This window comes from Ruixingdingia sedimenti (assembly GCF_031432425.1).
Lineage (GTDB): Bacteria > Pseudomonadota > Alphaproteobacteria > Rhodobacterales > Rhodobacteraceae > Ruixingdingia > Ruixingdingia sedimenti.
Genome location: NZ_JAVKPH010000004.1, coordinates 14,585 through 29,019, shown reverse-complemented (window position 1 = coordinate 29,019; position 14,435 = coordinate 14,585). Strand labels below are relative to the sequence as shown.

Genomic DNA, 14,435 nt, shown 5'->3' with positions numbered 1-14,435 from the left:
ACGACCCATGCCGAATGCCCGCGACATCGAATCCGAACTCCGCGCCGCACGCCAGGATATCGAGACCCTGGCCTCGCTCGCCGCGGAACGCGCCGCCGAGGTGGGATCCGCCGCCGCGGCGATGGCGGACGAGCGGCTTCAGAACTTGTCGGAAGAGGCGCGCAAGCTCTATGGCGATGCGCTCGGCAGCGGCAAACGCGTGCGCCAGCAGGCCGAGGCGAAGATCCGCGACAATCCGCTGGCCGCGGCGGGGATCGCCTTCGTCGTCGGCATGCTGGTCGCCGCGGTGCTGGGCCGCAGATGATCGGCCGCAGCGGGCTGTTCGGGGCGGCGCTGATCGGCATCGCCCGGGAACGCGCGCGCCGGCGGCTGCGCCGGGCGATGGTTCTGGGGCTGCTGATCGGGCTGGCCGCGCTGATGGCGGTGTTCGTGCTGGCCTTCCTGGGCCTTGCCGCCATGCATGCGCTGGACCGCCCCCTGGGGCGTGAAGGCGCGGCGCTGGTGGTCGCCGCGGGTTTCGCGGTGATCGCCGCGGCGCTGGTGCTGGCCGCCGCCATCGTCGCCCGCCGCGACCCGCCCCCGCCGCCCGTCCTGCCCGTGGCGGGCGCGGCGGCGGGCGCGGCCGGCGAGGCGGTGGCCGAAAGCGTCGCCGATCTGGGCCGCACCGCGCGCCGGGCGATGCGCGACAATGCCCCCACGCTGGCGCTGCTGGCCTTCATCGCCGGCTTCATGGCCAGCCGGCGCTGATGCCCGCCCCGCCCGCGCCCGGCTTGCGGGATCACCTGCGCGCCATCCGGCGGATGGTGGGGGTGATCCTGCTCATCCTTCTGTTCACGGTGATCTATTTCGCCCGCGACCTGCTGTTGCCGGTGGTGATCGGGCTGATGATGGCCCTGACGCTGAGCCCGATCACCCGCTGGCTTGGACGGCACGGCGTGCCGCCCCCGGCGGCGGCGACGCTGATCATGGTGCTGGCGCTGGCGGCGCTGGCGGGGGGCATGGCGGCGGTCGGCACGCAGGTGGGCGACTGGGCCGACAACCTGCCCGAGATTTCCGCCCAGGTGCGGCGCAAGCTGTCGGCGCTGTTCGAATCGCTGGCGCGGGTGCGCGATCTGTCGGACCAGATGGGCGAGGTGGCGCAGGGCACCGACGGCATGCCCGCCGACCGGGTGGTGGTCCAGCAGCCGGGGCTTCTGTCGGATGCGGTGTCGGGAATTGCCAGCATCGGCACCTCGGTGATCGCGGGCTGCATCCTGGCGCTGTTCCTTCTCGGCGCAGGGCGGACGGTGCATGAAAAGCTGATCGGCACCTTCCAGCGGCTCGGCGACAAGAAGCGCGCGCTGCGCATCGCCTATGAGATCGAATACCACATCTCGCGTTACCTGCTGACGATCACGGTCATCAACGCGGGGCTCGGGTTGCTGGTGGGGATCTGGCTGTGGCTGCTCGGCGTGCCCTATTACGCCGCCTGGGGGATCATGGCCTTCGTGCTGAACTTCCTGCCCTTTCTGGGCGGGATCATCGGGCAGATCCTTGTCGGCACCTATGCGCTGGTGGCGCTGCCGGGGATGGCGCCGGCGGCGCTGGCGGTGGCGGGGTATTTCTGCCTCAACGCGATCGAGGGGCAGGTGGTCACGCCCTGGTTGCTGGGGCGCAGCCTGCGGATCAATACGGTGTCGGTGTTCCTGGCGGTGATCCTGTGGGCCTGGCTGTGGGATGTGCCGGGGGCGCTGATGGCGGTGCCGGTGCTGGTGTCGGTCAAGGTGGCCTGCGACCATATCCCGAGCCTCGGCTGGCTGGGAAACCTTCTGGGCCCGGCCTCGGACCCGCCCGAGGCGGAGCGGGGGTCCGAGGGTTAGGCGGATCGGCGGCCGGCACCGCCGCTCTGTCTGGCGAAGGCGCGTGCCTTCGCCACCGCGATGCGGGTGGAGTTGCCCCGGCCGGGGGCCCAAAGCCCCCGGTGAGCCGCCCGCCCCGCCCATGGCGGGCGCTTCCCGCCCGCCGGGGCAGGCGCTGGCCTTTCCATTTTTCCCGGCATCTCCGTCTCTCACGGCACCGCCGCGCGAACGGGCGGGGGAAACGCGGTGCGTTTCCTGATCCCGCCCGGCCCGGCGACAGCGCTGAATGCTGCCCCTACGCCGCCGCCTCTGCCGCCACGCGGCGGATGCGTTCGACCATCGCGCGCAGCCCGTTCGAGCGTTGCGAGGACAGGTGCTGGTCGAGCCCGAGCCGCCCCAGTTCCGCCGCGGCATCGACCTGCCCCACCTCGGCCAGCGTCAGCCCGGAATAGAGCGCATGCAGCACCGCGATCAGCCCGCGCACGATCATCGCATCGCTGTCGCCGGCGAAATCGAACCGGGCGGCGGGCCCCTGCCCCTCGATCCGCGGCAGGATCCAGACCTGGCTGGCGCAGCCGTCCACCTTGGTGGCCGGCACGCGGAAGGCGTCGTCGAACGGCGGCATCGCCTTGCCCAGTTCGATCACATGGCGGTAGCGGTCTTCCCAGTCGTCCAGAAAGGCGAAGGTGTCGGCGATGTCCTCGAAGGCGGGGGTGGCCATCGGTATCCTCCTGCTTGGCCGCGCGGCCTGGCCCCGGAGGTACGCCCGCGGGGCCGGAAGGTCCAGCCCGGAATGGCTTTTCAAAGCCCCCGCCATGCGCTACCCAAGTCCGGCAAGCGATGAGGGGACGGATATGCGCAGACCGCTGATGGCCGCATTGTTGCTGGGGGTGACGCTGGTCGGCTGCGCCACGGTGCGCGACTCGCGGATCAACCCGTTCAACTGGTTCGGCCGGTCGGAACGGGCCGAGGCGGTGGCCGACGCCCCCGCCGCGCCGGGAACCGCCTTCGTGCAGGTGGCCGAAGTCACCTCGCTGACGGTGGAACCGACGAACAGCGGCGCCATCGTCAAGGCCACCGGCCTGCCGCCGACGCAGGGCTGGTGGGATGGGGACCTGATCCCCGAACCCTCGGACGATCCCTCGGTGCTGGTGTTCCGCTTCGTGCTGAAAGCCCCGCCGGACGTGGCGCAGCGCCGCATCTCGACCCCGCAATCGCGCGAGGTGACGGTGGCGACGCAGCTGTCGCGGCACAAGCTGCAGGGGGTGAGCCGGATCACCGTCACCGGCGCGGGGAATGCGCGGACGACCGCGCGGCGGTAGGATCGGGCATCGCCTGTGTCGAGGGCGGCGCCGGGGCGCTGCCCCGGACCCCGGAGTATTTGGGAAAAGATGAAGCAGCGGGGGAGCGGCCGGGGCCTGCCCCGAGGCGGATGCGGCTGGCCTGCGGGCGGCGGCGCGCCGGGGGCCGGCCCCCGGACCCCCGGAGTATTTAAGGCAAGATGAAGCAGCGGGGAGCGGACCGGATCGGCAGCCGGGGCCTGTGATGGGGGCGGCGACAGGTTCCGGTGCGCGGGTGGCGGCGCCGGTTCACGCCACCCCGGCAAGAGCGGACGGGCCGGGATCGAAGGGGTGCGCGCCCGTCAGAGGCGCACCACCCGCACCTCCTGCCCCATGGCGGACAGCGCGATCTCGCCCTTGCAGAGCCGCAGCGCATCCGCCCCGAAGACCTCGTGCCGCCAGCCCCTGAGCGCCGGCAGGTCGCGTTCGCCCGCCGCGATCGCGTCGAGATCGCCGGCAGAGGCGATCAGCCGCGCCGCCACGCCGGCGGATTCGGATTTCGCCTTGAGCAGCACGCGCAGCAGATCGGCCAGCGCCGGGTTCACCTGCAACTGGTCGCGGCTGTCGTCGGGGCGGGGGGTCTTGTCGGCGGGCATGTCGAGCCCCGCCTTGACCGCCGCCAGAATCCCGTCGGCGATGTCGCCCTTGCGGCCTTCGCGCAGCAAAAGCCGGGCGCGGCCCAGTTCCTCGACATTCGTGGGGCGGGTGGAGGCGAGTTCCAGCAGCGCGTCGTCCTTCATCACGCGCGAGCGCGGGATGTTGCGGCTTTGCGCATATTCCTCGCGAAAGCGCGCCAGTTCCTTGACCACCGCGAGGAACCGGCCCGAGGTGGTGCGGGTCTTGATCCGCTGCCAGGCATCCTCGGGGGTGACGGTATAGGTGGCCGGGTCGGTCAGGATCGCCAGTTCCTCTTCGACCCAGTGCTGGCGGCCGCTCTTGCGCAGCTGCGCCGAGAGGTTTTCGTAGATCACCCGCAGATGGGTGACATCGGCCAGCGCGTATTCCTTCTGCGCCTCGGTCAGCGGGCGGCGCGACCAGTCGGTGAAGCGGCTGGTCTTGTCGAGGTTCTCGCGCGCGATCTTCTTGACCAGCGTCTCGTATCCCGCCTGTTCGCCGAAACCGCAGACCATCGCGGCCACCTGCGTGTCGAAGAGCGGCACGGGGAATACCCCGCCCTCGACAAAGAAGATCTCCAGATCCTGCCGGGCGGCGTGGAACACCTTGACCGTCGCCTCGTGGCGGAAAAGGTCGTAGAGCGGTTCGAGGCTCATCCCCTCGCCCAGGATCGGGTCCACCAGCACCGCGGGCCCGGTCTTGCCGGGCAGCGCCAGCTGGATCAGGCAGAGCCTGGACCAATAGGTCCGCTCGCGCAGGAATTCGGTGTCGACGGTGACATAGGGCTGCGCCTTGGCAAGGTCGCAGAAGGCGGCGAGTTCTTCGGTGGTGGTGATCGTCTGCATCGGTCCTCGTGCCGCGGGGTCGTCCCACCTAGCCGCTATAGGCAGCATGAAGGCGAATGAAAAGGCGTCAGGGCAGGAAAACCGGGGTCCGGTCGCCTGCCGCATAGCGGCGCAGCACCGCCGGATAGAGCCGGTGTTCCATCGCCAGCACCCGCGCGGCCAGCGTATCGGCGGTGTCGCCCGCCATCACCGGCACCCGCGCCTGGCCGAGGATGGGGCCATCGTCCAGCGCCGCCGTGACCTCGTGCACCGTGCAGCCGGCCTCGGCGTCGCCGGCGTCCAGCGCGCGCTGGTGGGTGTGCAGGCCCTGGTATTTCGGCAGGAGCGAGGGGTGGATGTTCAGCATCCGCCCCTCGAACCGGGCCACGAAACCGGGGGTGAGAACGCGCATGAAACCCGCAAGGCAGATGATGTCGGGCGCGGCGGCGAGGATGGGGCCCAAGAGCGCGGTCTCGAACGCGGCGCGGTCCTTGCCGAAGGGGCGGTGGTCCACCGCCGCTACCGGCACCCCCATCGCCGCGGCGCGCGCCAGCCCCGCCGCCGCGGGATCGTTGGAGGCGACCAGAACCGGCCGGGCGGGGTGATCGCCGGTCATGCTTTCGACAAGGCGGATCATGTTCGACCCGCCGCCGGAAATCAGGATGACGACGCGCTTCACAGAAGCCGCCCGGTATAGGCGACCCCCTGCCCCGGCTGCACGGTGCCGAGCCGCACCACCCGTTCGCCCTGCGCCGCCAGCAGATCGGCCAGCGCCTCGGCCCGGTCGGCGGCGACCACGGCGATCATGCCGATGCCGCAGTTGAAGGTTTTCAGCAATTCGCCCTCGGCCATGTTCGCGGTTTCGGCCAGCCAGCGGAACACCGGCGGCAGTTGCCATGCGCCAAGGTCGACCGTGGCCCCCAGCCCCTCGGGCAGCACGCGGGGCAGGTTTTCCGTCAGCCCGCCGCCGGTGACATGCGCCAGCCCATGCACCCCGCCCGCGCGCACCGCCGCCAGCGCGGGCTTGACGTAAAGCCGCGTCGGCACCAGCAGCGCCTGGCCCAAGGACCCGCCGCCGAAGGGCGAGGGCGCGTGCCACGACAGGCCCGACAGTTCCACCACCTTGCGCACGAAGGAATAGCCGTTGGAATGCACCCCGTCGGACCCGAGGCCCAGCAGCACATCGCCCGCCTGCACGCCCTTGGGCAGGTCGGCGCCGCGTTCCATCGCGCCCACGGCGAAGCCCGCCAGATCGAAATCGCCGCCATGGTACATGCCCGGCATCTCTGCCGTCTCGCCCCCCACCAGCGCACAGCCGGAAGCCGCGCAGCCCGTGGCGATGCCGGTGACGATGCGCGCGGCCTGACCGACATCGAGCTTGCCGGTGGCGAAATAGTCGAGGAAGAACAGCGGCTCCGCCCCTTGGCAGACCAGATCGTTGACGCACATCGCCACCAGGTCGATGCCGATCGTATCCACCACCCCGGTGTCGATGGCGATGCGCAGCTTGGTGCCCACGCCATCGGTCGCCGCCACCAGGATCGGGTCGCTGTATCCGGCCGCCTTGAGGTCGAACAGCGCGCCGAAGCCGCCGAGGCCCCCCATCACCCCCGGCCGCAGGGTGCGTTTCGCCGCGGGCTTGATCCGCTCCACCAGCGCATTGCCGGCGTCGATGTCCACGCCGGCATCGGCATAGGTCAGCCCGTTCTTCCCTGCGGTCATGGCAGCGCCCCCAAGCGGAAAATCCTGCCCCGCGCCTTAGACCATCGCCGGGCGGGGCGCAACGGCGCGCTCAGTCCGCGTCGTCCTCTGCCGCATCGAGGCTGCCGCCCCGGCCGCGAAAGCCCTGCGCGACGACGAACTTTTCCGAACTGTCCGACCGGCTGGCGGGCGGCTTGACGTTCGCCACCTTGCGGAAGCTGCGTTTCAGCAGCGCCTGCATCTCGTTCTCCGCCCCGCCGGCCAGCACCTTGGCGACGAAGGTGCCGCCCTCTTCCAGCACGTCGAAGGCGAAATCCAGCGCCGCCTCGACCAGCGCGATGATGCGCAGGTGATCGGTGCCCTTGTGGCCCGAGGCGGCGGCGGCCATGTCGGACATCACCACATCCGCCTTGCCGCCGAGCCACGCCTTGACCTGATCGTCGGCGCCGTCGGACAGGAAGTCGAGCTGGTGGATTTCCGCCCCCGCGATGGGTTCGACCGCCTGCAGGTCCACCCCCAGAACGGTGCCCACCGGTTTCTTCGGGTTCTGGCCGAGCGCATTGACCCGCGCCACCGCCACCTGGCACCAGCCGCCGGGCGCGCAGCCCAGATCCACCACCCGCGCGCCGGGCGTCAGGAACCCGTAGCGGTCATCCAGTTCGAGGATCTTGTAGGCCGCGCGGCCGCGATAGCCCTCTTTCCTGGCGCGCTGCACATAGGGGTCGTTCAACTGCCGTTCCAGCCACAGCGTGGACGACAGCTTGCGCCCCTTCGCGGTCTTGACCCGCACGCGCAATTCGCGCTGGCCGCGGCCAGAGGTCGCCTTTTCCTTGGTCATCCCCGTCTCCTCATGCCCGCGGCGCATCCAGCAACACGCCATCGGCCGTCATCTGGGCATACAGCAGCCCCTCGCGCAGGCCCCGGTCGGCGACCGACAGCCGGTCGGTCGGCCAGACCCGCATCAGCGCCTGAAGGATCGCCGCCCCCGACATGATCAGCGTGTGCCGGTCGCGCCCGATGCGCGGATCCGTCCGCCGCCCCTCGGGGCCGAGGCTCAGGTAATCGCGGATCACCGTGTCGATCTGCGCCGTGGTCATGTGCAGCCCGTCCACCTTGGCGCGGTCATAGCGCCGCAGCCCCAGATAGGACGCCGCCACCGTGGTCACGGTGCCCGAGGTGCCGATGATCTGGAACCCCTCGCGCGGCTGTTCGTTGTTGTAGGGCGAGAAACTGCACAGATGTTCCTCGAAATACCAGCTCATCAGCGCGAAACGCGCGGCGTCGTCCTCGACATCGCCGAACTGTTCGCGCAGCGTGGCGACGCCCAGAGGCACGCTGATCCAGTCCACCACCCGGGCGGAGGGCCCCTCCACCTCGGGGGCAAAACCGGTGTGGAACCGCATCAGCGCGCGCGGCCGTTCCGCCTGCGGCACCCCGGTGAGGTCGATCCAGACAAGCTCGGTCGACCCCCCGCCGATGTCGACCACCAGCAGTTGTTCGGTGCGCGGCAGCACCAGCGGCGCGCAGGACACGACGGCCAGCCGCGCCTCTTCCTCGGGCGCGATGATCTCGAGGCTCAGCCCGGTTTCGCGCCGCACCTGGCGGATGAAGTCGCGCGCGTTGCTGGCGCGGCGGCAGGCCTCTGTCGCCACCAGCCGCATGCGGTGGACGCCATGCGATTCCAGCTTTTTCTGGCAGATGCGCAGCGCCTGCACCGTCCGGCCCATCGAGGCGCGCGACAGCCGGCCGGAACTTTCCAGCCCCAGTCCGAGTTGAACAGACTTGGAAAAGCTGTCCACGATATGGAACTGACTGCCGCGCGGGCGGGCAATCAGCATGCGGCAACTGTTCGTGCCAAGGTCCAGCGCCGCATAAAGCTGCGCCGGGTCGTGTTTGCGGGTGCCGGACGATTCGGCCGGCGGGCCGCCGCCCCGGGTGGGCGTGGCCACGACTTTCGGGATCGCGTCCGCACCCTGGGGACGCTCGGGCGTCATCTGTCGCCCTCCAATACAAGGTTGGAACCAACCTAGTCCCCGCGCCCCCGCCGCGCAAGAACCGATCCCGCGCAATCCTTGTGCTTCGCTGCGCACCCCGCCCCCGGCGGGTGACGCAGGGAAAAGGCCGGTGGCGCGCCGCGCGGGGATATTCAGGGACAGAAAGTGGCGCAGGCCGCGCCCTTCACCACTTTCTGTCCGAAAATATCCTCAGGGGGTGAATTGGCCGCAGGCCAAGAGGGGGCAGAATGCCCCCTGCCCGGCCCGACGCGGGCGCGCGGTCAGCCCAGTGCGGCGATGACCGCGCGGCGGGCGATGACCTTGACCAGATGCGCCCGGTAGTCCGCGCCGCCATGCAGATCGGCGATCATGCCATCCGCCGGAACGTCGAGATGCGAGAACTCGGTCGGGGCGAAATGCGTGTTCAGCGCCTCTTCGGCCTCGGTCCAGCGGTAGACGCCTTCCTCGGATGCGCCCGTGACCGCCACGCGCGCGCCCTCGGCGAATTTCGCCACGAACACGCCTACCAGCGCGAAACGCGAGGCGGGTTGGGCGAATTTCACATAGGCCGCCACCTGCGGGACGGGAAAGTCCACGGCGGTGATGACCTCGCCCTCGTCCAGCGCGGTGGCGAACATGCCCTGGAAATAGTCGTCCGCCGCGATCTGCCGCCGGTCGGTGTGGATCGTGGCGCCCGAGGCCAGCACCGCCGCCGGATAGCAGGCCGAGGGGTCGTTGTTGGCAAGGCTGCCGCCGATGGTGCCGCGGTTGCGCACCGCCGGGTCGCCGATCTGCCCCGCCAGCCGGGCAAGCGCGGGGTAATGCGCCGCCGCCGCGCGCGCGACCACCGCGTGGGGGGTGGCGCCGCCGATGCGCAGGCGGCCGGGCGCGGGGGTCACGCCCCGCAGATCGGCGATGCCGGTGAGGCTGACCAGCCGTTCGGGCGCCGCCAGCCGCTGTTTCATCGCCGGCAGCAGCGTCATGCCGCCTGCCAGCGCCTGCGCGCCCTCGGCCCCGAGGGCGGCCACGGCCTCTGCCAGCGTAGCGGGTTTCACGAATTCGAAATCGTGCATCTTGTCCCCCTCAGTTCGCGTGCATCGCCGCCCAGACCCGCGCGGGGGTCAGCGGCATGTCGATATGGGTCACATGGGCGTAGCCCGCCCGTTGCAGCGCATCCACCACCGCATTCACCACCGCGGGGGGCGAGCCGATGGCCCCCGCCTCGCCGCAGCCCTTCACGCCGAGCGGGTTGTGGGTGCAGGGTGTGGCGCAGCTGTGATCGACCTCGTAGAACGGCAGGTCGTCGGCGCGCGGCATGGCGTAATCCATGAACGAGCCCGACAGCAGTTGCCCGTTGCCGTCATAGACGCAGTTTTCCAGCAGCGCCTGCCCAATCCCCTGCGCCAGCCCGCCGTGGACCTGGCCCTCGACGATCATCGGGTTGACGACATTGCCGAAATCGTCTGCGGCGACAAAGCGGCAGATCGTCACCTTGCCGGTTTCGGGATCCACCTCGACCTCGCAGGCATAGGCGCCGGCGGGGTAGGTGAAGTTCGACGGGTCGTAAAAGGCGGTTTCCTCCAGCCCCGGTTCGAGGCTTTCCAGCGGGTAGTTGTGGGGCACATAGGCGGCAAGGCAGACCGCGCCCCAATCCACCGAACGGTCGGTGCCGGCGACGGCGAACTTGCCGTCCTTCAGTTCGATGTCGGCCTCGGCCGCCTCCAGCAGATGGGCGGCGATCTTTTTCGCCTTGTTGACGATCTTGGTCGTCGCCTTGACCAGCGCCGAGCCGCCCACGGCGAGGCTGCGCGAGCCGTAGGTGCCCATTCCCATCGGCGTGTTGGAGGTGTCGCCATGCACGATGTCGACCTGCGCCGCGGGGATGCCGATCATGTCGGCCACTACCTGGGCAAAGGTGGTCTCATGCCCCTGGCCGTGGCTGTGGCTGCCGGTGAAGACGCTGATGGACCCGGTGGCGTTCACCCGCACCGTGGCGCTTTCGTAAAGCCCCGCGCGCGCGCCCAGCTGGCCCACCAGGTTCGAGGGCGCGATGCCGCAGGCCTCGATATAGTGGGCGATGCCGAAGCCGCGCAGGCGGCCATGGTGGGCGCTGTCGAGCCGCCGCGCCTCGAACCCCTCGCGGTCGGCGATCTGCAACAGCCGGTCCAGCGTGGCGTTGTAATCGCCGGTATCATAGACCACGGCGACCGGCGTCTGGTACGGGAATTCGGTGACGAAGTTCCGCCGGCGCAGTTCGACCGGATCCATCCCGATCTCGCGCGCGGCCTTGTCGATCACCCGTTCCAGCTGGAAGGTCGCCTCGGGCCGGCCGGCGCCGCGGTAGGCGTCGACGGGGACGGTATTGGTGAAGACGGCCTTCACGTTCACATAGATCAGCGGCGTGCGATAGTTGCCCGCCATCAGCGTGCCATGCAGCCATGTGGGGATCGAGGGCGCGAAGGTGGACAGATACGCCCCCATGTTCGCATAGGTTTCCGTCCGCAGGGCGAGGAAGTTGCCCTCTGCGTCCAGCGCCAGTTCGATCCGGCCCACATGGTCGCGCCCCTGCGCGTCGGATATGAACGCCTCCGACCGGCTGGCGGTCCATTTCACCGGGCGGCGCAGGGCCTTGGCGGCGAAGGTGACGAAGGCTTCCTCGGCATAATGGTAGATCTTCGACCCGAAGCCCCCGCCCACATCCGGCGCGACCACCCGCAGCCGGTGTTCCGGGATGCCCAGAACGAAGGCCCCCATCAGCAGGCGGATCACATGCGGGTTCTGGCTGGTGGTGTAGAGCGTGTGGTGATCGGTGGCGAAATCGTAGTCCCCCACGGCCACGCGCGGTTCCATCGGGTTGGCGACCAGCCGGTTGTTCACCAGATCGAGCGTGGTGACGTGATGGGCCGTGGCGAAGGCCGCGTTCACCGCCTCGCGGTTTTCCTCGACGAAGCCCCAGTCGTAGCAGAGGTTCCCGGTCAGGTCGTCATGGACCTTCGGCGCGCCCTCGGCCAGCGCGGCGCGCATGTCCAGCACCGCGGGCAGGTCCTCGATATCCACCACGATCGCCTCGGCGGCGTCGCGCGCCTGTTCCGCGGTTTCGGCCACCACGGCGGCGATGGGGTCGCCCACATGGCGCACCTTGCCCTCTGCCAGCACGGGGTGTTTGGGTTCCTGCATCGGCTTGCCGAAGCGGTCCGTCACCTGCCAGCCGCAGGGGATGCCGCCCACGCCCGCAAGATCGGCGGCGGTGAAGATGCGCAGCACGCCGGGCATCGCCGCCGCCGCAGCGGTGTCGATGGACCGGATCCGGCCATGCGCGATGTCGGAGCGCAGGAAATGCACATGGGCCTGTCCGCGCAGGTTGATGTCGTCGGTATAGCGTCCGCGTCCCGTCAGGAACCGGACATCCTCGCGCCGCTTGCTGCTGGCGCCGATGCCATCCTTGGGCATGTGGTGATCCTCCCTTTGTCGCTGGTGCATGCCGGGCGCGCCGTCGCCGCGCCGCGGGTCCGTGCCTGGCCGGCGGCGCACCGCCGGAGGGGGTCGTTCATTCGGCGGCGATGCCTCCGAAGCGGCTCACATCCTGGCCGGATGCGGCGAGCACCGCCTTGACGATGTTGTGGTAGCCCGTGCAGCGGCAGATGTTGCCTTCCAGATAGTGGCGCACCTCTGTTTCCGTCGGCCGCGGGTTTTCGGCCAGCAGGGCGGCGGCCGACATCACCATGCCGGGGGTGCAGAAGCCGCATTGCAGCCCGTGATGGTCCTGGAACGCCTGTTGCAGGGGCGACAGCGTGCCGTCGGGGGCCGCCATGCCCTCGATGGTGCGCACATCGGCCCCCTCGGCCTCCAGCGCCAGCAGGGTGCAGCTTTTGACCGCCTGCCCGTCCACATGCACCACGCAGGCCCCGCATTGCGAGGTGTCGCAGCCCACATGCGTGCCGGTCAGCCCCTGCCCCTCGCGCAGGAACTGCACCAGCAGGGTGCGGCCCTCGACCTCTCCGGTAACGACTTGGCCGTTGATCTTCATCGACACCTTGGCCATGCAATCCTCCCTCTTGGCTGCCGCCCGGGGGACGGCGCTGAGATCACAATAGCCCGGCTTTCGCTTTTGTCAGCCCTCGCGTGGGTGGGGGCGCTGCGGAATTTCCGCCAGAAGCCCGCCGACGCCCATCCCCGCGATGTCGCCGCCGGTGACGGGGATGCCGCAGGCGAGCCGTTCCAGCACCCAGTCCGCCCCGTTCAGCGCGGGCGACCGCACGCAGCCCGGAAGGCCGATCACCGGGCGGGGGCCGGGCGTGCCCCCGAGCGAACCAATGAACAGAAGGTTCCCCGGATCCACCGGCATGCCGAACCGTTCCACCGCCCCGCCCGCCTGCCGCAGCCCCTCGGGCGCGGTGTCGTGCAGGTCGGAGGTGGCCGAACCCGTCAGGATCAGCCCCATGGCGCCGGGCATCCGGCCCAATGCGGCGGCGATGGCGCCGGCGTCATGCGCCACGACCTCCGCCCCCGCCAGCGCCATGCCGAGCGCGGTCAGGCGCGCCTCGACCGCGCGGATGCCCTTGGCGGTCAGCCCGGGCTTCTGCCCCGCGACCTCGGTCACCACCAGCCCGGCATCGGGCAGCAGCACCGGGCGCACGGCAAAGGCCCCCGCCATCCCCGCGCAGGCCGCCGCCAGCGCCGCGCCGGGCACGGCATAGGGGATGATCTTGACGGTGGCGACCAGATCGCCCGGCGCGACGCGGGCCAGCGGCGGCAGGGTGGCCAGCGTGATCGCCGGATCGGTGCGGTTGAGCGCATCGACCCGCGCGGCATCGACCGCCAGCACCCCCGCGCGGGCGGCCTTGAAATTCACCCGTCCCGTCGCCGCCACCGTCAGGGCCAGATGCGCCGCCGCCGGATCGGGCACCAGCGCCGCCGCCAGGGTGGCGGCCGCCGCATCCTCGGTCACGTCGCCCGGGGCGGGGCGGGCCACCGTCACCATGCCCACCCCCGCCGCCGCCAGCATGGCCAGATGCGCGGGGCCCAGCACCAGCCCCTTGCGCAGCCGCCCGCCGCCCGGCAGCGCCAGCGAATGCGCCAGGATCGCGCCTTCGGCCAGCGCCAGCGGAACGGGGCCGAAGTCCATTATCCCTGCCGCAGGACCTGCGTCATCTCGGCCAGTACCGAGACGGCGATTTCCGCAGGGCTCCGCGCGCCGATCGCCAGCCCCACCGGCGCATGGATCCGCGCCAGCGCCGCCGGCCCCACGCCCGCAGCGGCCAGCCGGTCCACCCGTTTCGCATTGGTGCGGCTGGATCCGAGGCAACCGAGGTAGAACACATCCGACGCCAGCGCCGTCAGGATCGCGGGATCGTCGATCTTGGGGTCATGCGTCAGCGTCACCACCGCCGTGCGCGCATCGAGGCCGAGGGCCGCCAGCGCCTCGTCCGGCCAGTCGTGCAGGATCCTTTCGCCCGGAAAGCGGGCGGCGGATCCGAACGCCTCGCGCGGGTCCACCAGCACGGGATCGTACCCGGCCAGCCGCGCCATCGGCACCAGAGCCTGCGCGATATGCACCGCGCCCACGACGACCAGCCGCAGGGGCGGGTTGTGGATGGCGACGAATTCCGCCCCCTCCACCCCCGAACGGTCGGAACGGAACCGCGCGGCGATGCCGGGCGGCGCATCGGTGGGGGCGACCAGCCGGCGCGCCCATGTCGTCAGATCCGTCGCCACCGCCACCGCCTGCCGCGCCGCCCGCGCCGCGACCAGCCCGTCCAGCAGGGGCTCGGCCAGCGCCTGCGGCCCCGCGCCCACGGGTTCGACCAGCACCCGGATCGTGCCGCCGCAGGCGAGGCCCACCTCGAAGGCGGTATCGTCGCTGACGCCGAAGGTCAGCAGCCGGGGCCTGCCGTCGGCCAGCGCGTCGAGCGCCTCTGTCACCACCGCGCCCTCGACACAGCCGCCCGAGACCGATCCCATGATCTCGCCCGCGCCGGAAACCGCCAGCTGGCTGCCCGCCGCACGGGGGGCGGACCCCCAGGTTTCCACCACCGTCGCCAGCGCCGCGCCGCGGCCGGTGCGGTGCCAGTCCAGCGCGATTTCGGGGATGCGGTCGTGGTCGGAAGGGTGCATGGCGGCGGT

Annotated in this window: 15 protein-coding genes; 4 read left to right on the top strand and 11 right to left on the bottom strand. The window is 70.7% G+C overall.

Features of this window, described 5'->3' with window-relative positions:
* Positions 1-7: 7 nt before the first annotated feature.
* From RGD00_RS04890 to RGD00_RS04880, 3 genes are read left to right on the top strand one after another with little or no spacing between them, the layout of a single operon-like run.
* Positions 8-304: an ElaB/YgaM/YqjD family protein gene (locus RGD00_RS04890; protein ID WP_310456176.1), complete on the top strand. Its 297-nt coding sequence runs from the start codon at positions 8-10 to the stop codon at positions 302-304.
* Positions 301-747 carry a phage holin family protein gene (locus RGD00_RS04885; protein ID WP_310456175.1) on the top strand — a complete coding sequence of 149 codons (447 nt, stop codon included), beginning with the start codon at positions 301-303 and terminating at the stop codon, positions 745-747. Before RGD00_RS04890 ends, RGD00_RS04885 begins: the two co-directional genes overlap by 4 nt.
* On the top strand, positions 747-1,859 hold the full coding sequence (locus RGD00_RS04880) for an AI-2E family transporter (protein ID WP_310456174.1): 1,113 nt from the start codon (positions 747-749) through the stop codon (positions 1,857-1,859). Before RGD00_RS04885 ends, RGD00_RS04880 begins: the two co-directional genes overlap by 1 nt.
* A 274-nt stretch (positions 1,860-2,133) precedes the next feature.
* On the opposite strand, the gene RGD00_RS04875 is transcribed toward RGD00_RS04880, so the two are convergent.
* The gene (locus RGD00_RS04875) at positions 2,134-2,559 is read right to left on the bottom strand and encodes a SufE family protein (RefSeq protein WP_310456173.1); all 426 of its coding nucleotides are present in this window, start codon (positions 2,557-2,559) and stop codon (positions 2,134-2,136) included.
* 133 nt (positions 2,560-2,692) lie between these two features.
* Between RGD00_RS04875 and RGD00_RS04870 the strand changes: the two genes are divergently transcribed.
* On the top strand, positions 2,693-3,160 hold the full coding sequence (locus RGD00_RS04870; RefSeq protein WP_310456172.1) for a hypothetical protein: 468 nt from the start codon (positions 2,693-2,695) through the stop codon (positions 3,158-3,160).
* A 320-nt stretch (positions 3,161-3,480) separates the two neighbouring features.
* On the opposite strand, the gene rnd is transcribed toward RGD00_RS04870, so the two are convergent.
* The 10 genes from rnd to RGD00_RS04820 form a co-directional block, all read right to left on the bottom strand.
* Positions 3,481-4,638, bottom strand: a complete 1,158-nt coding sequence (gene rnd / locus RGD00_RS04865; protein WP_310456171.1) for a ribonuclease D — start codon at positions 4,636-4,638, stop codon at positions 3,481-3,483.
* 67 nt (positions 4,639-4,705) lie between these two features.
* Positions 4,706-5,296, bottom strand: coding sequence for a phosphoribosylglycinamide formyltransferase (gene purN / locus RGD00_RS04860; protein WP_310456170.1), 591 nt, complete (start codon positions 5,294-5,296; stop codon positions 4,706-4,708).
* The gene (gene purM / locus RGD00_RS04855; RefSeq protein ID WP_310456169.1) at positions 5,293-6,339 is read right to left on the bottom strand and encodes a phosphoribosylformylglycinamidine cyclo-ligase; all 1,047 of its coding nucleotides are present in this window, start codon (positions 6,337-6,339) and stop codon (positions 5,293-5,295) included. The genes purN and purM overlap by 4 nt, the downstream gene beginning before the upstream one ends.
* A 70-nt stretch (positions 6,340-6,409) precedes the next feature.
* Positions 6,410-7,156 carry an RlmE family RNA methyltransferase gene (locus RGD00_RS04850; RefSeq protein WP_310456168.1) on the bottom strand — a complete coding sequence of 249 codons (747 nt, stop codon included), beginning with the start codon at positions 7,154-7,156 and terminating at the stop codon, positions 6,410-6,412.
* A 10-nt stretch (positions 7,157-7,166) separates the two neighbouring features.
* Complete coding sequence (locus tag RGD00_RS04845; RefSeq protein WP_310456167.1) at positions 7,167-8,312, bottom strand: Ppx/GppA phosphatase family protein; 1,146 nt, start codon at positions 8,310-8,312, stop codon at positions 7,167-7,169.
* Between the two features lie 281 nt (positions 8,313-8,593).
* Positions 8,594-9,385, bottom strand: coding sequence for an FAD binding domain-containing protein (locus RGD00_RS04840; RefSeq protein WP_310456166.1), 792 nt, complete (start codon positions 9,383-9,385; stop codon positions 8,594-8,596).
* Positions 9,386-9,395: 10 nt separating this feature from the next.
* Positions 9,396-11,762 (bottom strand): xanthine dehydrogenase family protein molybdopterin-binding subunit, encoded by a 2,367-nt coding sequence (locus RGD00_RS04835; RefSeq protein ID WP_310456165.1) that lies wholly within the window; start codon positions 11,760-11,762, stop codon positions 9,396-9,398.
* Between the two features lie 97 nt (positions 11,763-11,859).
* Positions 11,860-12,354, bottom strand: coding sequence for a (2Fe-2S)-binding protein (locus tag RGD00_RS04830; protein ID WP_310456164.1), 495 nt, complete (start codon positions 12,352-12,354; stop codon positions 11,860-11,862).
* Positions 12,355-12,423: 69 nt separating this feature from the next.
* Entirely contained in the window at positions 12,424-13,437 is a 1,014-nt protein-coding gene (locus RGD00_RS04825) for a molybdopterin-binding protein (protein ID WP_310456163.1), read from the bottom strand.
* Positions 13,437-14,426, bottom strand: coding sequence for an XdhC family protein (locus RGD00_RS04820; RefSeq protein ID WP_310456162.1), 990 nt, complete (start codon positions 14,424-14,426; stop codon positions 13,437-13,439). The genes RGD00_RS04825 and RGD00_RS04820 overlap by 1 nt, the downstream gene beginning before the upstream one ends.
* Between the last annotated feature and the right edge of the window lie 9 nt (positions 14,427-14,435).